The organism is Pseudomonas sp. UF-293 (genome assembly GCF_058245595.1).
This window is the reverse complement of the sequence record NZ_JBSICA010000025.1, coordinates 13,508-33,026: the sequence shown is the minus strand read 5'-3', so window position 1 is coordinate 33,026 and position 19,519 is coordinate 13,508. Positions and strand designations below refer to the sequence as shown.

Below are 19,519 nucleotides of genomic sequence, written 5' to 3'. Positions count from 1 at the left end.
GGATTCCAGCATGCGCACCGAACAACCGAAGATGATTTACCTCAAGGACTATCAGGCGCCCGAGTACCTGATCGACGAAACCCACCTGACCTTCGAGTTGTTCGAGGACCACAGCCTGGTTCACGCGCAACTGGTGATGCGCCGCAACCCCGAGCGTGGCGCCGGCCTGCCGCCGCTGGTGCTCGACGGCCAGCAACTGGAACTGCTCTCGGTAACGCTGGCGGACCAGGAGCTGAGTGCCGCTGACTATCAAGTCTCGGACAGTCACCTGACCCTGCAGCCGAGCAGTGAAACGTTCACCCTCGACACCAGCGTGCGCATCCACCCGGAAACCAATACCGCGCTGGAAGGCCTGTACAAGTCCGGCACGATGTTCTGCACCCAGTGCGAGGCCGAGGGCTTTCGCAAGATCACTTATTACCTCGACCGTCCGGACGTGATGAGCAAGTTCACTACCACCGTCGTGGCCGAACAGCACAGCTACCCGGTGCTGCTCTCCAACGGCAACCCGATCGCTTCCGGCCCCGGCGAAGACGGCCGGCACTGGGCGACCTGGGAGGACCCGTTCAAGAAACCGGCGTACCTGTTCGCGCTGGTCGCCGGTGACTTGTGGTGCGTCGAAGACACCTTCACCACCATGAGCCAGCGCAACGTCGCGCTGCGCATTTATGTCGAGCCGGAAAACATCGACAAGTGCCAGCACGCGATGAACAGCCTGAAGAAATCCATGCGCTGGGACGAAGAGGTCTACGGTCGCGAGTACGATCTGGACATCTTCATGATCGTCGCCGTCAACGATTTCAACATGGGCGCGATGGAGAACAAGGGCCTCAACATCTTCAACTCCAGCGCCGTGCTGGCCCGCGCCGAAACCGCGACTGATGCCGCGCACCAGCGGGTCGAGGCGATTGTCGCCCACGAATATTTCCACAACTGGTCGGGCAACCGCGTGACCTGCCGTGACTGGTTCCAGCTGTCGCTCAAGGAAGGCTTCACGGTGTTCCGCGATGCCGGTTTTTCCTCGGACATGAACTCGGCGACGGTCAAGCGTATTCAGGACGTGGCGTATCTGCGCACCCACCAGTTCGCCGAAGATGCCGGCCCGATGGCCCACGCCGTGCGCCCGGACAGCTTCATCGAGATTTCCAACTTCTACACCCTGACCGTGTACGAAAAGGGCTCGGAAGTAGTCGGCATGATCCACACCTTGCTGGGCGCCGAAGGCTTCCGTAAGGGCAGCGATCTGTACTTCGATCGCCATGACGGCCAGGCCGTGACCTGTGACGATTTCATCAAGGCCATGGAGGACGCCAATGGCGTCGACCTCAGTCAGTTCAAGCGCTGGTACAGTCAGGCCGGCACGCCGCGTCTGGCGGTGAGCGAGTCCTACGACGCTGCCGCAAAAACCTACAGTCTGACCTTCCGCCAGAGCTGCCCGCCGACTCCGGACAAAGTAGAAAAACTGCCATTCGTGATTCCGGTCGAGCTCGGCTTGCTCGACAGTCTGGGCAACGAAATCGCCCTGCGTCTGGCGGGCGAAACCTCGGCACAAGGCACCACTCGGGTGATCTCGGTGACCGAGGCCGAGCAGACCTTCACGTTCGTCGACATCGACGAACAGCCGCTGCCATCGCTGCTGCGCGGCTTTTCAGCACCGGTGAAACTGAGCTTCCCTTACAACCGCGATCAACTGATGTTCCTGATGCAGCACGACAGCGACGGTTTCAACCGCTGGGATGCCGGTCAGCAATTGTCGGTGCAAGTGCTTCAGGAACTGATTGCTCAGCAGCAGAAGGGCGAGAGCCTGAAGCTCGATCCGCGTCTGGTGTCGGCGCTGCGCACGGTGCTGTCCGATGAGTCGCTGGATCAGGCGATGGTTGCCGAAATGCTCTCGCTGCCGGGGGAGGCTTATCTCACCGAGATCAGCGAAGTGGCCGACGTCGAGGCGATTCATGTCGCTCGCGAATTTGCCCGCAAGCAACTCGCTGAAGGCTTGTTCGAAGCGCTGTGGCTGCGTTATCAGGCCAACCGCGACTTGTCGAAAAAGACACCGTACGTGGCCGAGGCCGAGCACTTCGCCCGTCGCGCCTTGCAGAACATCGCCTTGTCGTATCTGATGCTTAGCGGCAAGCCGGAAGTACTGGCAGCGGCCCTGGAGCAGTTCGAAACTGCCGACAACATGACCGAGCGCCTGACCGCGCTGGCCGTGCTGGTCAACTCGCCGTTCGAAGAGCAGAAGGCCCTGGCTTTGGCCAGCTTCGCGGAGCACTTCAAGGACAATCCGCTGGTCATGGATCAGTGGTTCAGCGTGCAGGCCGGCAGCACCTTGCCGGGCGGTTTGGAGCGGGTGAAGGCGTTGATGCAGCACCCGGCGTTCAACATCAAGAACCCGAACAAGGTGCGGGCACTGATCGGCGCCTTCGCCGGGCAGAACCTGATCAACTTCCACGCGGCGGACGGTTCCGGTTATCGCTTCCTTGCCGATCTGGTGATCGAACTGAACGGTTTCAACCCACAGATCGCCTCGCGCCAACTGGCCCCGCTGACCCGCTGGCGCAAATACGACAGCGCCCGTCAGGCGTTGATGAAGGCTGAGCTGGAGCGCATTCTGGCGTCCGGGTCGCTGTCCAGCGATGTGTATGAGGTGGTGAGCAAGAGCCTGGCGTAACCTGCTCCGGTAGGAGCTGTCGAGTGAAACGAGGCTGCGATCTTTTGATTTTGAAGATCAAAAGATCGCAGCCTTCGGCAGCTCCTGCATGAGGCGTTGCGTTTGCTCGGTTATCGCAGGTCAAACCGATCCAGATTCATCACCTTCGTCCATGCCTTGACGAAATCGTTGACGAACTGCGTCTTGGCATCGGCGCTGGCATACACTTCGGCCAATGCGCGCAATTGCGCATTCGAGCCGAACACCAGATCCACTCGCGTCGCCGTCCACTTTGGCGCCCCGGTCTTGCGGTCACGGCCTTCAAACTCATCGGCATCCCGTGACGTTGGGGTCCACTCAACTCCCATGTCCAGCAGGTGGGTGAAAAAGTCATTGGTCAGCGTTTCGGTTTTATCGGTGAACACGCCATGCCGCGTCTGGCCGACATTGGTGTTCAATACCCGCAAACCACCCAGCAGCACGGTCATTTCCGGTGCCGTGAGGGTAAGCAATTGCGCCTTGTCGATCAGCAGGGTTTCTGCCGCAACCGTGTATTTGCCTTTGCTGTAATTGCGGAAACCATCGGCGATCGGTTCGAGGAAGCCGAACGATTCGACATCGGTCTGCTCCTGCGAAGCATCGACGCGGCCCGGCGAGAACGGCGCCGACACTGAATGCCCGGCGTTTTGCGCGGCTTTCTCCACCCCGGCATTGCCGGCCAGCACGATCAAGTCAGCCAGCGAGATTTTCTTGCCACCGGCCGCGCCGTTGTTGAACTCGTTCTGAATGCCTTCCAGTGTGCTCAGCACCTTGTCCAGTTGCTCGGGCTGGTTGGCCTGCCAGAACTTCTGTGGGGCCAGACGCAAGCGCCCGCCGTTGGCACCGCCGCGCTTGTCTGAACCGCGGAAGGTCGACGCCGCCGCCCACGCGGTCGAGACCAGTTGTGACACCGACAGTCCTGAAGCCAGCACCTTGTTTTTCAGCGCAGTGGCGTCGCTGTCATCGATCAGCGGATGCGTTACGTCGGGCAGCGGGTCTTGCCAGAGCAATTCCTCTTGCGGCATTTCCGGCCCGAGGTAGCGAGAGAGCGGCCCCATGTCCCGATGGATCAGCTTGTACCAGGCGCGGGCGAACGCGTCGGCGAGTTGATCAGGATTGGCCAGGAAGCGCCGCGAGATCTGTTCATAGGCAGGATCGAAGCGCAGCGCCAGATCGGAGGTGAGCATGGTCGGCGAGAGCTTCTTGCTCGGATCGTGAGCGTGGGGAACAGTGCCCGCACCCGCGCCGTTTTTCGGTTGCCACTGATTGGCGCCTGCCGGACTTTTGGTCAGCTCCCACTCGAAGCCGAACAGGTTTTCCAGATAGTTGTTGCTCCATTGCGTGGGCGTGGTGGTCCAGGTGACTTCCAGACCGCTGGTAATGGTGTCGGCGCCTTTGCCGGTGCCGAAGGCGTTTTTCCAGCCCAGACCTTGCTGCTCCAGACCTGCCGCTTCCGGCTCTGGGCCGACATTGTCGGCAGGGCCGGCGCCGTGGGTCTTGCCGAAGGCATGGCCGCCGGCGATCAGCGCCACGGTTTCTTCATCGTTCATGGCCATGCGGCCGAAGGTTTCGCGGATATCCTTGGCCGAGGCCACCGGATCCGGGTTGCCTTCCGGGCCTTCCGGGTTGACGTAGATCAAGCCCATCTGCACAGCGGCGAGGGGGTTTTCCAGATTGCGTTCGCCCTGATCGGTGCGGCTTTCTTCGCGGCCATGCAAATCGGGCTCAGCCACCAGCGTGCCGTCGCCGGGCTCCTGCACCGGGCCATTGCTCTTGCCGTAACGGTTGTCGCCGCCAAGCCACTCGGTTTCCGAACCCCAGTACACATCTTCATCCGGTTCCCAGACATCGGCGCGGCCACCGGAAAAACCGAAGGTCTTGAAGCCCATGGATTCCAGCGCGACGTTGCCGGTGAGCACGATCAGGTCGGCCCAGGAAATGTTGCGTCCATATTTCTGCTTGATCGGCCACAGCAAGCGGCGGGCCTTATCGAGGCTGACGTTGTCCGGCCAACTGTTGAGCGGCGCAAAGCGTTGCTGACCGGAACCGGCGCCCCCACGGCCGTCGGCGGTGCGATAGGTCCCGGCGCTGTGCCAGGCCATGCGCACGAACAGCGGACCGTAATGGCCGAAGTCGGCCGGCCACCAATCCTGAGAATCAGTCATCAGCGCTTTGATGTCCTGTTTCAGCGCCTGGAAGTCGAGGCTTTTGAAGGCCTTGGCGTAGTCGAAGTCCTGGCCCAGCGGATCGGACTTGGGGGAATGCTGGCTGAGAATTTTCAGATTGAGTTGATTCGGCCACCAGTCACGGTTCGTCGTACCGCCGCCGGCGGCGTGGTTGAACGGGCATTTCGATTCGTTTGCCATGTTCGTATCCCTATCAGGTCTGCGGCCGGCTCGTGCCGACTTCGGACTGGTAAGGCTAGACCCGAGTTGGCAAGTCGGCTAATAGCCGCAGTCTTGGCAGGCGATAGGCAGGCTCTTTTGCTAGCGCGATATCGTGATGCAAAAGCGGCGTTATTTCGTAGCGATCTTAAAAACTGTCAGCTTTGACAGTGGTTGATACCACGCAATCACAATATGTTGGAGTCAACGCAACGTCACCTTTACCTTAAGGGAATATCGACATGTCTCAGGACAGAACAAGTGACCTTATGAACAAACGAAATGCTACCGGTAGCTTTGTCGCGTTTCTCGATGACGATAAATTTCTGGAGAGCAAGTTATGTGTTTATGCAGAGACCGAGAAGGAATTTATCATCATCGGAACTGACGATTTTAAACACACGGTGGATTTGTCTGTTCCGAATTCGTTGGAGGGGGATGGGCCTCACACAGTGACTTTTCCAACCATGGGACGGTATTGGAAGGTTGTGATCAATCATTTTGACCAACACATTATTGAGGGTGAACTCATCGTCACCTTTGCCAATTTTCGCAAAACCGTAACAGGCACTTTTGCTCTGGATCTGGGAAAAGCCGGGAAAGTGACAGGCAATTTCGATCTTACACTCGATACCCCAAGGCAAAGTGACAGGCGAGCGCAGCCTTTATAAATAAAGACGTCAACTCGATTGCGCGGTGTCGTCCTCGGGCACGTCATCAAGAATGTCATCCTGCCCAGGCAGTTCAGTGATCACGCTGAAGTCCGAGACCTCGACCGCGCCATTGCCATAGCCCAGCAAATGAAACGAGAAGGCTTTGCGCGGCTGCGGGTTTTCAAAGCTGAAATCCATCTCCAGCGGCTGATCCGCCGTCGCCACCATTTCAGCCGGCAGGCCCAATTGCACGTCCTGTTCGAATTCCTTGGCCTTGAGCTGAATGTACGCCGCCTGCTGCGGATCGACCGAGCGCACGGTCAGGCGTACGCGGGTGTGTGAGCCTTTGGGCATTTCCAGGTATTGCGCGCCAATCAGGTTGTCGGCCCAGTCATCCTTGATCTGCGCTTGCAGAGGGATGATGTTGTTGCTCCCGAACTGGTAGCGATGATTGAGTGGTGTGCGCAGCAACGACAAGTCCAGAGCATCGGCGCGCGCGGCAATCTGTCGGGCCGGATGGCCGCTGTAGGTGCCTTTGTAGATGGCGCTTTCGGCGATGAAGCCGGCGCTTTGGTAGTAGCGGCAGCGGCGCGGCAGGTCGCACTCGGAGAAGATGCCCTGACCGTTGTGGTAGCGCAGTTTGCCGTTGGTGAAGGACATGATCTCGCGACCGGTATCGTAGTCGCGGAACAATGACCGCCCGCTCAGCGCAGTCGGCACCGGCAGGTCGAAATAGTCGAGAATCGAAGTGCTCAGATCGACGTGGCCGTAAACCCCGGCATTCAGACGCGGCAGCTGAGCCTGTTCCGGTGCCAGCGTCAGATTGAAACCCCATGACGAGGCCAGACGCACGCCGTCGATGCCATGGGATTCATCCGAGGTGATGACTACCAGCGTGTCCTTTAGAACACCTTGGCGTTCCAGTCCTGATAAAAACTGGTCCAGCGCATCGTCCAGATAACCGACGGCAGCCTGCTTCGGTGTTTCATAGCGCTGCAGATAATCGTCCGGTGCGGAGTAGGGCTGGTGGGTACCGACTGTCAGCAGCGTGAGCATCCACGGCTGTTTTTGTTTTTTCAGTTGGTCGACATAATCCAGCGCACCTTCGAAGAACGCCTTGTCATCCTTGCCCCACGGGAACTCCAGATAGTTGCTGTTGCTGAACCATTCCAGGCCATGGGTCGCATCGAAACCGATGTGCGGCATGATTTTGTCTTTGGCCATGAAGCGCAGGCCCGCGCCCTGCAAGTAATGAGTGCTGAAGCCGTGTTCGCGCAGCTGCGCCGGCAGGCAGGCCTGATTGCGTTCGTTGAGGGTGAGCATTTCCACGCCTTTGGGCGTGCCGTTGTTGAGCTTGTCGTAGTCACCGCACAGCATGGCGTACAGACCACGAATGGTCTGGTGGGTGTGCAGCACGTAATCCGGGGTGTTCATGCCGCGCTCGGCCCAGCGGCTGAGGTTGGGCATCAAGTCTTCCTGGTAATGACTGCCGATCGCTTCGCGGTTGGCGCGGATGTAGGCGCCGGGAATGCCTTCCAGGGCAATGATCAGCACATTGCGCGCCTGACCCGGCGCAGCCAGCAGCTTCTGGCCATTGAGGTCAACGTCGGTGAGCCCGGCCATCGCCGGTGTGGGTTCTTCAACGTCGCCGTCCAGCCATTCCTCGGCCTGGATCTGCAGGTCGGCGACTTCGCTGGCGAGCAATTGATGCGGCAGGTTGTACAGGCGCCAGGCGTCGCCATCATTCGGCCACAGGTTTTGCGCTCCCCAATGTGCGGCGAACAACACGATTGGCGCGGCCCAGACAGAGCGAGGCAGAGCAGGGCGAGACAGGCCGCGACCAACAAACTGAGCCACCAGCCAGAAAACCAGCGCACCCAACAAAGAGATGGTCAGGGCAGGGTGCGCAAGTCCGCCGCCGGTGGAATTCTCGACGAACTGCGGATCGATCAGATAATGAATATCGGAAGGCGTCGGCAGCCGACCCACGGCGCTGACCAGTTCTGCCGTAGCGATCGCCAGCAGCGCCCAGAACACCAGCACTGGCAAGGCCAGCCACCACGCGCGGCGATGCAGCGCCACGATCAGCAGACTGCCGACGGCCAGGTCCGAGAGAAAGCCCAGCGGTGTCGACCAGCCCAGGGCCACACGCAGGCACACCGGCACCATCAATACCAGAACGATCAGGGAAAGGAGGCGGGCATTCGGCCGCCGCAGCCAGTTGAAAAGAACGCTCACGAAAAGGCCTGCATGTCATCAAAGGGTCAAAAAAGTGTGGGTGATGATATCAAGAGCAGGAAGGCTGATCGGCTTTTTAAACCTGCGACTGGCGATCCCTGAAATTTCCGGCGCCCGCAGCGGATGGGGGTTTCGAGCCTTAGAGCCGTTTTCAGAAGGAGCAGTTTTTTGTTTCAGACTGTTGTAGGCCTCTGCACCACTGAAGAATTTTCTCACCAGGCGTCGAGTCGCTCAGTGCTATGGATATGCGATAAAGGTATTTAATTTCTATTTTTTATAGCTATAAAGTCAGACCTTTCAGCCCATCCCCATGCTGCGAGGTTGTCATGGCCACACCGTTCAAACGTTCTGCGCTGACTCTGTTGGCTGCTACTCTGGCAGCGGGTGCGCTGTTCAGCAGCTTCGCCCAGGCCGAGGGCAAGATCAGCATCGCCCAGCAATTCGGCATCGGTTACCTGATTCTCGACGTCGTGCGCGATCAACAGCTGATCGAAAAACACGGCAAGGCCCAGGGCCTGGAGATCAAGGTCGACTGGAACAGCATTTCCGGCGCCACGGCGATGAACGAGGCGCTGCTTACCGGAGCGCTGGACGTCGTCTCGGCCGGCGTGCCGCCGATGCTCACCGTGTGGGACCGCACCAAGGGCAAGCAGAACGTCAAAGCCATCGCCGCGCTGGGCTCGATGCCCAATTACCTGCTGACCAACAACCCGAACATCAAAACCCTCAAGGACTTCAGCGACAAGGACCGCATCGCCGTGCCAGCCGCTGGCGTGGGTTTCCAGTCGCGCACCCTGCAGATTGAAACCGCCAGGGAATTCGGAGACGAGCAGTTCAAGAAGTTCGACAACATTTCAGTCAGCCTGCCGCACCCGGACGCCACCGCTGCGCTGATTGCCGGCGGCTCGGAAATCAACTCGCATTTCTCCAGCCCACCGTTTCAATACCAGGCGCTGCAAAACCCGAACGTGCACAAAGTGTTGAGTTCCTACGACATCCTCGGCGGCCCGGCGACGTTCAACGTGCTCTACACCACGGAAAAATTCCACGACGACAACCCGAAAACCTACAAAGCTTTCTATGACGCACTGGCCGAAGCCGAGAACATCATCAAAGCCGACAAACCCGCTGCCGCCCAGGCCTACATCCGCGTAGAGCAATCGAAACTGCCGCTGGCACTGGTAGAGCAAATCGTCAAAGACCCGGAGATCGACTTCACCGTCGTACCGCAACGCACGTTCATTTATGCCGAGAAATTGCAGGAACTGGGCGTGTTGAAGAACAAAGCGGCGAGCTGGAAGGATTACTTCTTTGAAGAAGCGCATGGTGGCGCAGGGAGTTGAGGGCTTGGGCGTCACCCAGAATTAATGTGGGAGCGAGCCTGCTCGCGAAAGCGCAGTTTCAGCCACAGATGATTTGACTGACCTGATGCCTTCGCGAGCAGGCTCGCTCCCACAGGTTTAGGGGCTTAAGCCTTCTACCGGCCAATAAAAAACGGGGCGGCCCGATCATCGATCAGGCCGCCCCGTTTTATGTCAGGCGAACAGTCTTTCAGGCAGCGATCAATGCATCTTGCTGTGATCGTGGCCGCCCATGTTGGTTAGCGCTCGAACCGGTGCTTTGACTTCGATGGTTTCTTTCTCGCCCTTGGCATTTTCCACGGTCAGGGTCAGCGGCACGCTGTCGCCTTCCTTCAACTGACCGGTCAGGCCCATCAGCATCACGTGGTAGCCGTTCGGGTCGAAGCTCACGGCTTTGCCGGCTGGCAGCTCAACCGATTTCACCGGGCCCATGGTCATCACATCGTTTTTCATGCTCATTTCATGAATCTGCACGTCCTTGGCCACTGGCGAGGCAACGCTGAGCAGCCTGCTGTCGGTGTCGGCAGTGACGGTCATGAACGCGCCGCTGGCGGACTGGGTCGGCACGGTGGCACGGACCCAGGCGTCGTCGACTTTGGTCTGCGCCGACACCTGGAAGGCCAAGCCGAGCAGGGACAGTGCACATACGGTGCGTTTGAGGTGATTCAGAACGGGATGCATCAGCAGACCTCCATAACAGTAAGCAAATCTTCCGTGCACTCTTGAGCCGTCAGCGAAGTGGACAGGCCCAGGCGCAACTCACCACGCGAGTCATAGACGTAGCTGGTGGACGTATGGGAGATGGTGTAGGTGTCGCCGGCCGGGACTTTCTCGTAGAACACGTCGAATTCCTTGGCGGTGGCCTTGGTTTCCTCAAGCGTGCCGTACAGCGCGACGAAGCTCGGGTCGAAGGCTTTGACGTAGGCGTCGAGGATCTGCGGCGTATCGCGCTCGGGGTCGAGGGTGATGAACACCACTTGCAAACGATCGCCGTCGCGGCCCATGAGTTTCTTGATCTGCGCGGCGCGGGCCAGGGTGGTGGGGCAAACGGCCGGGCACTGGGTGAAGCCGAAGAAGATCATCGGCATCATTCCGCGAAAGCTCGACAGCGACATGGTTTCGCCTTCGGGGTTCTTCAGCTTGAAGGTGCGTCCGAGGATCTTGTCGCTCAGATCCTTGCCGTACTTGTACGACAGTTGGCCACGGGTGTCGCAACCGGCGAGCAGGCCGAGCCCGAGTACGCCCATTCCCGCAAGTACCTTGCGGCGAGTCAACAAAGCCGTCATCTAATACCGCCTTTTGCAGCCTGCCAGTCGGCAGGACTGGCGAGGGGTTAACCGTAAAAGCGCCGCATGATAGCAAACTGAGGCTGATCGCCGGCTGCCGAACGCCGCGCGGTGCCGGATCGGGCGACAAAAGGTGTAAGAAGAAATGACGGATACACCTCATTCGTCCGTTGTGATCAGAGTCGATTTAAATAGTATGACGATTGGAGGCGAGCGCAGAAACACGTACTCTTGCCGCTGCGCTGCAAAGACCAAAACAACAACAGGAGTCTGTAATGCAACCGATTCGTCTCGGCCTGGTGGGCTACGGCAAGATCGCCCAGGATCAACACGTCCCCGCCATCCTCGCCAACCCAGCGTTCCAGTTAGTGGCGGTCGCTACCCAAGGCAAACCTTGCGCCGGGGTGGAAAACTTCCAGTCTCTGGGCGAGCTGCTCGAGAACGGCCCGACCGTCGATGCGATTGCGTTCTGCACGCCGCCGCAAGGGCGCTTCGCGCTGGTGCAACAGGCATTGGCGGCCGGCAAGCACGTGCTGGTGGAAAAGCCGCCCTGTGCAACATTGGGCGAAGCCATGGCCCTGGTCGAGCAAGTCGCGGAACAAGGCGTCAGTGCTTTGTTCGCCTGGCACTCGCGCTATGCGCCGGGCATCGCCGCCGCCCGCGACTGGCTGGCCAGCCGCACCCTGCAAAGCGTACAGATTGACTGGAAGGAAGACGTGCGCAAGTGGCATCCGGGTCAGGCATGGATCTGGCAACCGGGCGGCCTCGGTGTGTTCGACCCGGGCATCAACGCCTTGTCGATCGTCACCCACCTGCTGGCGCTGCCGCTGTTTGTCGAAGCCGCCGAGCTGCGCGTGCCGAGCAACTGCCAGTCGCCGATTGCCGCCTCGATCAACATGTCCGATGCGCGTCGTCTCGACGTGCGCGCCGAGTTCGACTTCGACCATGGCCACGACGAACTGTGGAGCATCGAAATCCGCTGCGCCGAGGGCGTCCTGCGCCTGGACAACGGCGGCGCCGTGCTGAGTATCGACGGCGTGCGCCAACGTGTGTCGGAGGAGGGCGAGTACGCAGCGGTCTATCGCCACTTCCAGCAATTGATCGGCGACAAGGCCAGCGACCTCGATCTGCAACCGTTGCGCTTGGTGGCGGACAGTTTCTTTGTCGGTAGTCGGGCGTTGGTTGAGCCGTTTTACGATTGAGTGAATTTCAGCTTGAGTCGTCAGGGCGCGTAAGCAGGTCTGCGTCGCCCAGACGGCAAGGTCAAGAGACTGGCTGCCAGACAACTAACGCCTGCTTCTAACAGCAGGCTTCTGCAGTCACTTTATTGGCTGCGTTCTGTAGGTTTCATACAGTTGCTGAATGTCGGGATTGTCCAGATTCGCGTAGACGATTCCTTCCTTGTCCAAACCGTCCAACCCTTTGATATCGCCAATCACTCCGGGCCATTCCTCACGGCTTGAGATGTCTACGACGTGAGGCTTCAGATAATCGTCCAGGTAGCCTCTGGAAGGATCGCGGATCTCGTCGCTGAGCGCCCGTAAATACGCATCTTTGTTGGTCTTCGACCAATCGATGGCAAACTTGGCCCGGTAGCACAGTTCCATGTGAACAAGCAGGATAGTCCGCCCATTACCATCCAGAAACGGATGAGCGAAAGCCAATTGGCCCATCACCTCGCCAGGGCGCTCGTGGAAGCGTTTTTTGTTTGCAGCCAGCTCCAGCGCATATTCGACGGATCTTTTGATCAGCTCAGGTCGCTCGAAAGGTGTGTGATGCGGATCGTCTTTTGATCCTTTGAAAACCGCGAGGTGGGGAACCAGCTCATTCCTGTCTTTGCCTGACCATGGGTAGAAACCGGCAAACAGGATTTCATGAGTTCTGAGTACCGCTTGATAGTCGATGGATCTTTTTTTTGCCAGATGAGCAAGGGCGTCTTCGATACTGGCTTCGAAAGAGAGATGTTCCGATTCCTTTACTTCAGCCGGGTCTTTCAGCTTGAGCGAGTTGCGAAGGTAGCCTTCAGTTTCGAAATCGCCGAAGGGGTCGAACGTCATGCGCTGAGCTGCTTCTTCGAATGCCTTTTTTCCTGAAGGTAACGTCCTTGTAAGGCCATGATTTCAGACTTGTTCAAGACACCCTTTCGCTTCAGGTTGACCAGCAGTTGCTCAACACTGTCCAGTTCAACGGCATCACCGGCGAGCCGCGTTATCGTCACCGCCATGCGACTCAGGCCGTCACGCTCGGCGCCTACCCTGTGTTTTTCCGCGAGCTTGCGAACTTCGCTCGCGACGCTGTCAGTGGCTGATTCGCTCATTGTTAACCCCTCGTTTTCTCTGTCGGAGCATAGCATGGCGACGTTCTGGCGGATTAACCGTCGAGCATTTTCAACGTTTGCCATTGTCCGGTTTGAGTGGACGGTGAAACGCTTTTCAGCCGATTTATCCCTTTGCTGTGCGTCAGTAATCTGTACCCAACTTGAACGCAACAACAAAACTTCAAACTTGAAAAGGGACGCACATCATGACCACTCCAACCTACAACCGCCTGAACAAAGACGACGCTATCGTACTGCTGGTGGATCACCAGACAGGTCTGATCTCGCTGGTGCAGGACTTCTCGCCGAACGAGTTCAAGAACAACGTGCTGGCGCTGGCGGATCTGGCCAAGTTCTTTGACTTGCCAACCATCCTCACCACCAGCTTCGAACAAGGCCCGAACGGCCCGCTGGTACCGGAGCTGAAAGAGATGTTCCCGGACGCGCCGTACATCGCTCGCCCTGGCCAGATCAACGCCTGGGACAATGAAGATTTCGTCAAGGCGATCAAGGCCACCGGGCGCAAGCAGATCATCATTGCCGGTGTGGTCACGGATGTCTGTGTAGCGTTCCCGACGCTGTCGGCGCTGGCGGAAGGGTTTGATGTGTTCGTGGTCACCGATGCGTCCGGCACCTTCAACACCACCGTGCAACAAGCCGCATGGAGCCGCATGACTCAGGCCGGCGCGCAGATGATGAACTGGTTCTCGGTGGCCTGTGAGCTGCACCGCGACTGGCGCAACGACATTGAAGGCCTGGGCAATCTGTTGTCGCAGCGCATTCCTAACTACCGCAACCTGATGAACAGCTACTCGGCGCTGACGCAGCAGAAGTAAGCCTCCAACACAACGCAAAAGCCTGCCTCGAAAGCAGGCTTTTGCGTTTTCTACAGAAAGCCGTTCGTCCATTGCCGGGCACTTGTCACGCGCCGGCATTTCACACATTCAGGTACCTATCGCTGAACACCTCGGAGACCGACATGGACATTGATGAAAACGCACCGGGCAACCAGTCGCAACAAGCCGTGACGCGCACCACCGACAACGAGACCGGGCACGATCCCAAGCGCGAAAACCCCGAGGCGCCTTTGCCGCCGGAAGATGAGGCGCCTGTAGAAGAAGACATGTCGGATGTGGATGCGGCCAATTCGGTTTCGACGGAGCATCCGCCGTCACGCTGATCGAGCGCTGGCAATGGGAAACCTGCCTCTTCATGGCAGGTTTTTTCGTTTTCGATCACCTGCGTTTGCGGCTGGAGGGTGCTCAGGTTGGTGGCGGCGAGCAGGGTATGGCATTGCGCGATGGCGGTGGGTCAGGAGGTTTGATGTTAAGGCGGAAGGCCTTTTCGCGAGCAGGCTCGCTCTCACAGGGGGATCGGGTTGAACTGAAGGAATACGGTCAATTGTAGGAGTGAGCCTGCTCGTGATGGCGGTGTGGCAGGCGCCATTGAGTTGAGGCGGAGGGCCTCATCGCGGGCAGGCTCGCTCCTACAGGGTGGTGTGGTGTTGCTGACGAAGCGCTTATGCCGTACGGCCGCCCAATGTTTCGGCGACCCAGTCAGCGATGTAGTGGCCGGCATTGATGCTGTTATCGAAACTGGAATGCTGCACGCCGCCTTCGCGTTCGGTGAAGACCTTAAGCTCGCATTTCGGGCTGTTGACCAACTGCTCGTAAGTGCGATGCGCCCACTTCAGCGGGATCTGCGAATCCTGTTCGCCATGGGTGACCAGGAACGGCACTTTGATGCGGTCGAGCACGCCGTCGAGGTGGACATTTTCGGCGATGCTCATGAATTCCTCGACATCCTTGGCACCCCACACCCAGCAGACGTGCGCCCAATAATGCGGCACCGGGAAGCTGCCTTCTTTTTCCAGGCGACGCTTCTGCACGTTGCGCCAATCGTGGTTCGCGCCCCACACCACGCCGCAGGCGAAGCGCGGTTCGAACGCCACTGCGCGCGGGCAGTAATAACCGCCCAGAGAAACGCCTTCGAGGCCGATGCGTTTGACGTCGACGTCATCACGGGTTTCCAGCCAGTCGACCACGCGACTGGCCCAGTGCTCGCTGTCGTAACGTGCCGTCAAACCATGCAGGCGCAGCGCTTCGCCGGTGCCGGGCTGGTCGATGATCAGCGACGACACGCCGCGCTTGGCCAGCCAGGCCGGCAGGCCGACGCGGTATTTCATCTCTTTGGTCGAATCCAGGCCGTTGACCTGCACCAGAATAGGCGCCGGCCCCTCGACGCCTTCGGCGCGTACCAGCAAACCGGAAAGGTGCTTGCCTTCATAAGGAATCTCCACCCGTTGGCAGTTTTCCTGCGACAGTTCGATGCCGCGTTTGAAGGTCTGCAAAAAACGCTGATACAACTCGGTACGCCCCGGCGCGCCGTGGGCTTGCAGGCGCTCGCAGGTCAGATAGTAAGTCGCGGCGCGGTTGTATTTCTCGCCGGCAGAGAGCAGCCGGCCATTGCTTTCGTCTTCTTCGGCGAGGCCGCAGAGCTTGTCGGCCATTTTCGCCCAGGTCTCGCGAAACGCCTTGGTGCCGGCTGCGTCCGGTTGTTTGGCGGCCTCTTGCAGTGGTGCGCACATGGCCTCGATCTCGCCCATGCGGGCGCCCATTTCAATGGCCAGGTCGACCGAGAGATTCCACACGTAGTTGGTCGGGAAGTAGCGGAACATGATTTTTGTTGTCCTTGTGGTTGCCTTGGCATTTGCAAGGCACGTTAAGGATCAACCGGTTAATTGGCCAATCGTGACGGCGGATACGAGGTATCGCGAGACTCGATAGGCGGCTGCTCCAAATGCTGGATGAACTCGCTGATGCGTTCGCGCAGCCAGCGGTGCATGGGGTCGCCGTCGACGCTGCGGTGCCAGAGCATGTACTCGCGCATCAGCGGAATTTTCACCGGTGGCGGCAGGATGCGCAGCGGCAGATAGCGCGCATAGAGATTGGCCAGGCGCTGGTGCATTGTGGCGATGCGCTGGGTCCCGACAATCAGTTGGGGCAGGGTGTTGAAGTCGCTGGTAATCACTTCGATACGGCGGTTGAAACCGTACTGGTTCATGAACCACTCTTCGATGCTCATGTGCCGGGTGCGGCCGAAACCCACCGAGACGTGGCCCATCTCCATGTATTGCTCGAGAGTCAGGCTGGCACCAACCGCGCTGTTGCCCTGGCAGACCACGCAGACATGTTCTTCTTCGAACAACAGCTGCGAAGGGTGACCTTCAATGATGTAGCGCTCGGGCACGATCATCAGATCGACCTCACCGCGCACCAGCAATTCGCCGGAGTTGTCGCTGGGGCCGAGCATTTCGAAAGTGATGTTCGGCGCCTCTTGATGGATCTTCTGGATCACCTGAGCAAAAAGCACGCTGATCAGGTAATCGGAAGTCACCAGACGAAAGTGGCGCTTGCTTGTTGTCGGGTCGAACACCGGTTTGGCGGTGATCGAGGATTGAATCGTCAGCAGCACTTCGCGCACCGGTTTGGCCAGCTCGGTGGCGTAGGGCGTGGGCTGCATCTTGCGCCCGACCTGAACGAGCAACTCGTCTTCGAAATATGTACGCAAACGCCCGAGCACGCCGCTGGTCGCGGACTGGGTCATGTGCAGGCGTTCGGCGGCGCGGGTGATGTTCTGCTCTTCGAGCAGCACATCTAGCGCCACCAGCAGGTTCAGGTCCAGGTGGTTGAAACGCATGGGCAGGTCCGCTTGTTGTATTTATTTTGCCAATACCTTCGAACGATTCCATCGGCGCGTCAACCACCCAGGCAGGTATCGCGTTTGCCGATAGGTCGCATCCCCACTCGCGATTAGTCAGCTGCCGAGCCTTGCGCCAATCTTCGCCGCAGTCGGCCCACAGCCGCCGACACCACCACCGGTTTCCTGTCTGGCCCAACGCTTTTTTGGCGTCTGCGGCGGCGGCCGCCGGATCATAATTTCAATGGAGTGGTAAGCCATGAACATCATTGGCCTTGATGCCCTGATCTTTGGCGTCGATGACATCCAAGCCTGTACCGATTGCCTGCGCGACTATGGCCTTGCGCCGGTCGGTGTCGACAGTCAGGGCGGGCGTTTCGAAGCACTCGACGGCACCGCCGTAATCATCCGCCGCGCCGATGACCCCGACCTGCCAGCGGCCATTGGCCCAGCGCCGTCGATTCGTGAAACCGTGTATGGCGTCGGCGCACTCAGCGACCTGGATGCCATCGAAGACGAACTGGCACGCGACCGGCCCGTCAGCCGCGACGCTCACGGCGTGCTGCACAGCGTTGATGACATGGGCTTTGCGATTGCCTTTCAAGTCAGCGTGCGCAAGCCCTACAGCGCCCCGGCCGATCTGACCAACGCCGCCGGCCACGCGCCGCAGCGTCCACTCAATCAGCCCGGCATCAGCCCGGAGATGAGCGCCATCCCGCGGACCCTGTCGCATGTGGTGTATTTCGTCCCGGACGCGGCGAGGGCCGAGGCGTTCTATGCGCAGCGTCTGGGCTTTCGCACCACCGATACCTTCATCGGCGCCGGACCGTTCATGCGTCCGGCCGGCTCTGACGATCACCACTGCCTGTTCATGATCCAGACCCCTGCGCATATGAAAGGCTGTGAACACTTTACTTTTCACATGGGCAGCGGCACCGAAGTGCTGCTCGCCGGCACGCGCTTCGAGGAGAAGGGCTGGACCAGTTTCTGGGGCCCGGGCCGGCATCTGTTTGGTTCGAACTGGTTTTGGTACTTCAACAGCCCGCTGGGCTGCCACATCGAATATGACGCCGACATGGACAAGCACGATGACGCCTGGGAAGCCCGGCGTGCGCCGCTGTCGGCGGACAACTCGCAGCTGTTTCTGTTTGGCAGCAAGGAAAAGTGGGCGCCCGGCGGCCCGCCACCGAAGCTTGGTTGAGACCGGGACATGAATGAGCGCGAGTGGCCGCTGTGTCGGCTGGATGAATTGGTCGAAGGGCAGGCACGTGGGTTCGATCCGTTGCAGCAGGGGCGCGACAGTCTGTTTGCTCTACGCCATGGCCGTCAGGTGCGGGTTTATCGCAACCGTTGCCCGCATCTGGACGTGCGACTTGAGTATCGCAAGGACCGTTTTTTGTCGGCCGATGGCCGGTTGATCGTCTGCTATGCCCACGGCGCGCAGTTCCTGCCGAGCACCGGCGAATGCGTCTACGGCCCGTGTCTCGGGCAATCGCTGGAGGCACTGGAATGGCGTGAAGAGGGCGGTTGGCTGCGGGTGTTGCTGCCCGAGCCGAGGCCAGTGTCGGGACCAATCGATGTATCGCGTACGGCGATACATCGCATCCCCACTCGCGATTAGTCAAATCCCTGCTTTGCCGGGAAGCTTCACCCAACGACGTAGCGCAAGACGCTGCTTCGATCACAAGAATAAAAAGAGAGTGAGCCATGAGTGCAGTGAACAACGTTCTGATCGTGGGCGGTGGTATTGGCGGCTTGTGCGCAGCCATCGCGTTGCGGCGCAAAGGTATCGAGGTCGACCTGATCGAGCTCAAATCCGAGTGGACGGTCTACGGCGTCGGGATTATTCAGCAGAGCAACGTGGTACGCGAGATGGCCAAACTGGGCGTTCTCGACGGTTACCTTGATGCCGCTTATGCCTTTGAAGATGTGGCCATCTACGGCCCGGGCGGTCAGCAACTGGCACAGATTCCGGGACAGCGTCTGGCCGGTCCGCAGTACCCGGCGAACGTCGGCATTTCGCGTCTGGCGCTGCACAAGGTGCTCAGCGAAACCGCCCTTGGCCTTGGTGCAAAAGTCCGGCTGGGTCTGAGTGTCGAGACGCTGGATGACAACGGCCAAAAAGTCGACGTGCTGTTCACCGATGGCAGTCGCGGTGTCTACGATCTGGTGGTCGGCGCCGACGGCCTGTTTTCGAAAGTGCGTAGTCTGGTCTTCGGCGACACCTACACCCCGCGTTTCACTGGCCAGTCGGTATGGCGCTACAACTTCCCCCGCGCGCCACAGATCGATCACCTGGCCAACTATCAAAGCGCCGAAGGCAACGCCGGGCTGGTGCCGCTGGCCGGTGATCTGATGTACCTGTTCCTGACCTCCCACGAACCGTCCAACCCATGGATGGACCCGGCCGATCTCGCGCCGCAGATGCGCCAACGCTTGCAAGGCTTCAGCGGCCTGATCGGCGAACTGCGCGAGCAAATCACCGACAGCCGCCAAGTCGTCTACAAGCCGATGGAAGTGGTATTCGTCGATGAACCGTGGCATCGCGGCCGCGTGCTGCTGATCGGTGATGCCGCCCACGCAACCACCCCGCACCTTGGGCAGGGCGCTGGCATGGCCATCGAAGATGCAATCGTGCTCAGCGAAGAACTCACCCGTGATTCGTCCGCTGCGAGCAGTGTCGAGGCGCAGTTGCAGCGCTTCATGGCGCGGCGCTTCGAGCGCTGCAAGTACATCAGCGAAAGCTCGGTGCTGGCCGGCGACAAGGAGATGCAACACGACCGCAGCTTTGATCGCATCGGTCTGGTCAAGCAAATGCTCGCGCGCACCGCCGAGCCGATCTAGCCGCCCACGGCGCTCCACCCACAGCAGTTACCACTATAAAAACAAGAGGTT

18 protein-coding genes are annotated in these 19,519 nt (G+C 59.4%); 9 read left to right on the top strand and 9 right to left on the bottom strand.

Translation table 11 applies throughout. The features are described from left to right. The first annotated feature begins 10 nt into the window (after positions 1-10). Positions 11-2,668: an aminopeptidase N gene (pepN, locus tag AC4IHP_RS21715; RefSeq protein ID WP_490832720.1), complete on the top strand. Its 2,658-nt coding sequence runs from the start codon at positions 11-13 to the stop codon at positions 2,666-2,668. 110 nt (positions 2,669-2,778) lie between these two features. Here the strand turns inward: pepN and katG are convergent, their stop codons facing one another. Continuing rightward, a complete protein-coding gene (gene katG, locus AC4IHP_RS21710; RefSeq protein WP_490832719.1) occupies positions 2,779-5,052 on the bottom strand; it encodes a catalase/peroxidase HPI in 2,274 nt (757 codons plus the stop codon). A gap of 287 nt (positions 5,053-5,339) precedes the next feature. Between katG and AC4IHP_RS21705 the strand changes: the two genes are divergently transcribed. After that, entirely contained in the window at positions 5,340-5,741 is a 402-nt protein-coding gene (locus AC4IHP_RS21705) for a hypothetical protein (RefSeq protein ID WP_490832718.1), read from the top strand. A gap of 9 nt (positions 5,742-5,750) precedes the next feature. Here AC4IHP_RS21705 and AC4IHP_RS21700 read toward each other — a convergent pair whose 3' ends face one another. Together AC4IHP_RS21700 and AC4IHP_RS21695 are read right to left on the bottom strand one after the other, a co-directional pair. Beyond that, positions 5,751-7,961 (bottom strand): LTA synthase family protein, encoded by a 2,211-nt coding sequence (locus AC4IHP_RS21700; RefSeq protein WP_490832717.1) that lies wholly within the window; start codon positions 7,959-7,961, stop codon positions 5,751-5,753. An 18-nt stretch (positions 7,962-7,979) separates the two neighbouring features. After that, on the bottom strand, positions 7,980-8,177 hold the full coding sequence (locus tag AC4IHP_RS21695) for a hypothetical protein (protein WP_490832716.1): 198 nt from the start codon (positions 8,175-8,177) through the stop codon (positions 7,980-7,982). A gap of 110 nt (positions 8,178-8,287) precedes the next feature. On the opposite strand from AC4IHP_RS21695, the gene AC4IHP_RS21690 reads away from it, so the two are divergent. After that, positions 8,288-9,304, top strand: a complete 1,017-nt coding sequence (locus AC4IHP_RS21690) for an ABC transporter substrate-binding protein (RefSeq protein WP_490832715.1) — start codon at positions 8,288-8,290, stop codon at positions 9,302-9,304. Between the two features lie 219 nt (positions 9,305-9,523). On the opposite strand, the gene AC4IHP_RS21685 is transcribed toward AC4IHP_RS21690, so the two are convergent. Together AC4IHP_RS21685 and AC4IHP_RS21680 are read right to left on the bottom strand one after the other, a co-directional pair. Continuing rightward, complete coding sequence (locus AC4IHP_RS21685; RefSeq protein WP_490832714.1) at positions 9,524-10,003, bottom strand: copper chaperone PCu(A)C; 480 nt, start codon at positions 10,001-10,003, stop codon at positions 9,524-9,526. Further along, entirely contained in the window at positions 10,003-10,608 is a 606-nt protein-coding gene (locus AC4IHP_RS21680) for an SCO family protein (RefSeq protein WP_016774221.1), read from the bottom strand. The genes AC4IHP_RS21685 and AC4IHP_RS21680 overlap by 1 nt, the downstream gene beginning before the upstream one ends. Before the next feature lie 275 nt (positions 10,609-10,883). Here AC4IHP_RS21680 and AC4IHP_RS21675 point away from each other — a divergent pair, with 275 nt between their 5' ends. Then, positions 10,884-11,810 (top strand): Gfo/Idh/MocA family protein, encoded by a 927-nt coding sequence (locus AC4IHP_RS21675; protein WP_490832713.1) that lies wholly within the window; start codon positions 10,884-10,886, stop codon positions 11,808-11,810. A 117-nt stretch (positions 11,811-11,927) separates the two neighbouring features. Here AC4IHP_RS21675 and AC4IHP_RS21670 read toward each other — a convergent pair whose 3' ends face one another. Both AC4IHP_RS21670 and AC4IHP_RS21665 read right to left on the bottom strand, forming a co-directional pair. Next, positions 11,928-12,665 carry a Fic/DOC family protein gene (locus AC4IHP_RS21670; RefSeq protein WP_460119948.1) on the bottom strand — a complete coding sequence of 246 codons (738 nt, stop codon included), beginning with the start codon at positions 12,663-12,665 and terminating at the stop codon, positions 11,928-11,930. Further along, a complete protein-coding gene (locus AC4IHP_RS21665; protein WP_217850025.1) occupies positions 12,662-12,925 on the bottom strand; it encodes a hypothetical protein in 264 nt (87 codons plus the stop codon). The genes AC4IHP_RS21670 and AC4IHP_RS21665 overlap by 4 nt, the downstream gene beginning before the upstream one ends. Before the next feature lie 206 nt (positions 12,926-13,131). On the opposite strand from AC4IHP_RS21665, the gene ycaC reads away from it, so the two are divergent. Further along, on the top strand, positions 13,132-13,761 hold the full coding sequence (gene ycaC, locus AC4IHP_RS21660; protein WP_016774235.1) for an isochorismate family cysteine hydrolase YcaC: 630 nt from the start codon (positions 13,132-13,134) through the stop codon (positions 13,759-13,761). 143 nt (positions 13,762-13,904) lie between these two features. Continuing rightward, entirely contained in the window at positions 13,905-14,105 is a 201-nt protein-coding gene (locus tag AC4IHP_RS21655) for a hypothetical protein (protein ID WP_490832712.1), read from the top strand. Positions 14,106-14,444: 339 nt separating this feature from the next. Here AC4IHP_RS21655 and AC4IHP_RS21650 read toward each other — a convergent pair whose 3' ends face one another. Further along, positions 14,445-15,602 (bottom strand): alpha/beta hydrolase family protein, encoded by a 1,158-nt coding sequence (locus AC4IHP_RS21650; RefSeq protein WP_490832711.1) that lies wholly within the window; start codon positions 15,600-15,602, stop codon positions 14,445-14,447. A 59-nt stretch (positions 15,603-15,661) separates the two neighbouring features. Beyond that, a complete protein-coding gene (locus tag AC4IHP_RS21645) occupies positions 15,662-16,624 on the bottom strand; it encodes a LysR family transcriptional regulator (RefSeq protein ID WP_490832710.1) in 963 nt (320 codons plus the stop codon). A 259-nt stretch (positions 16,625-16,883) separates the two neighbouring features. On the opposite strand from AC4IHP_RS21645, the gene AC4IHP_RS21640 reads away from it, so the two are divergent. The 3 genes from AC4IHP_RS21640 to AC4IHP_RS21630 all read left to right on the top strand — a co-directional run bounded on the left by AC4IHP_RS21640 (position 16,884) and on the right by AC4IHP_RS21630 (position 19,468). Then, positions 16,884-17,825 carry a VOC family protein gene (locus AC4IHP_RS21640; protein WP_490832709.1) on the top strand — a complete coding sequence of 314 codons (942 nt, stop codon included), beginning with the start codon at positions 16,884-16,886 and terminating at the stop codon, positions 17,823-17,825. Between the two features lie 9 nt (positions 17,826-17,834). Next, a complete protein-coding gene (locus AC4IHP_RS21635; RefSeq protein ID WP_490832708.1) occupies positions 17,835-18,245 on the top strand; it encodes a Rieske (2Fe-2S) protein in 411 nt (136 codons plus the stop codon). Between the two features lie 86 nt (positions 18,246-18,331). Continuing rightward, positions 18,332-19,468: an FAD-dependent oxidoreductase gene (locus AC4IHP_RS21630; RefSeq protein WP_490832707.1), complete on the top strand. Its 1,137-nt coding sequence runs from the start codon at positions 18,332-18,334 to the stop codon at positions 19,466-19,468. Positions 19,469-19,519 lie beyond the last annotated feature (51 nt).

Excerpts from the sequence above, each read along its gene's own strand:
- pepN (WP_490832720.1), top strand. The coding sequence starts at position 11 with ATGCGCACCGAACAACCGAAGATGATTTACCTCAAGGACTATCAGGCG.
- katG (WP_490832719.1), bottom strand. The coding sequence starts at position 5,052 with ATGGCAAACGAATCGAAATGCCCGTTCAACCACGCCGCCGGCGGCGGT.
- AC4IHP_RS21705 (WP_490832718.1), top strand. The coding sequence starts at position 5,340 with ATGAACAAACGAAATGCTACCGGTAGCTTTGTCGCGTTTCTCGATGAC.
- AC4IHP_RS21690 (WP_490832715.1), top strand. The coding sequence starts at position 8,288 with ATGGCCACACCGTTCAAACGTTCTGCGCTGACTCTGTTGGCTGCTACT.
- AC4IHP_RS21685 (WP_490832714.1), bottom strand. The coding sequence starts at position 10,003 with ATGCATCCCGTTCTGAATCACCTCAAACGCACCGTATGTGCACTGTCC.
- AC4IHP_RS21680 (WP_016774221.1), bottom strand. The coding sequence starts at position 10,608 with ATGACGGCTTTGTTGACTCGCCGCAAGGTACTTGCGGGAATGGGCGTA.
- AC4IHP_RS21675 (WP_490832713.1), top strand. The coding sequence starts at position 10,884 with ATGCAACCGATTCGTCTCGGCCTGGTGGGCTACGGCAAGATCGCCCAG.
- AC4IHP_RS21670 (WP_460119948.1), bottom strand. The coding sequence starts at position 12,665 with ATGACGTTCGACCCCTTCGGCGATTTCGAAACTGAAGGCTACCTTCGC.
- AC4IHP_RS21665 (WP_217850025.1), bottom strand. The coding sequence starts at position 12,925 with ATGAGCGAATCAGCCACTGACAGCGTCGCGAGCGAAGTTCGCAAGCTC.
- ycaC (WP_016774235.1), top strand. The coding sequence starts at position 13,132 with ATGACCACTCCAACCTACAACCGCCTGAACAAAGACGACGCTATCGTA.
- AC4IHP_RS21655 (WP_490832712.1), top strand. The coding sequence starts at position 13,905 with ATGGACATTGATGAAAACGCACCGGGCAACCAGTCGCAACAAGCCGTG.
- AC4IHP_RS21650 (WP_490832711.1), bottom strand. The coding sequence starts at position 15,602 with ATGTTCCGCTACTTCCCGACCAACTACGTGTGGAATCTCTCGGTCGAC.
- AC4IHP_RS21645 (WP_490832710.1), bottom strand. The coding sequence starts at position 16,624 with ATGCGTTTCAACCACCTGGACCTGAACCTGCTGGTGGCGCTAGATGTG.
- AC4IHP_RS21640 (WP_490832709.1), top strand. The coding sequence starts at position 16,884 with ATGAACATCATTGGCCTTGATGCCCTGATCTTTGGCGTCGATGACATC.
- AC4IHP_RS21635 (WP_490832708.1), top strand. The coding sequence starts at position 17,835 with ATGAATGAGCGCGAGTGGCCGCTGTGTCGGCTGGATGAATTGGTCGAA.
- AC4IHP_RS21630 (WP_490832707.1), top strand. The coding sequence starts at position 18,332 with ATGAGTGCAGTGAACAACGTTCTGATCGTGGGCGGTGGTATTGGCGGC.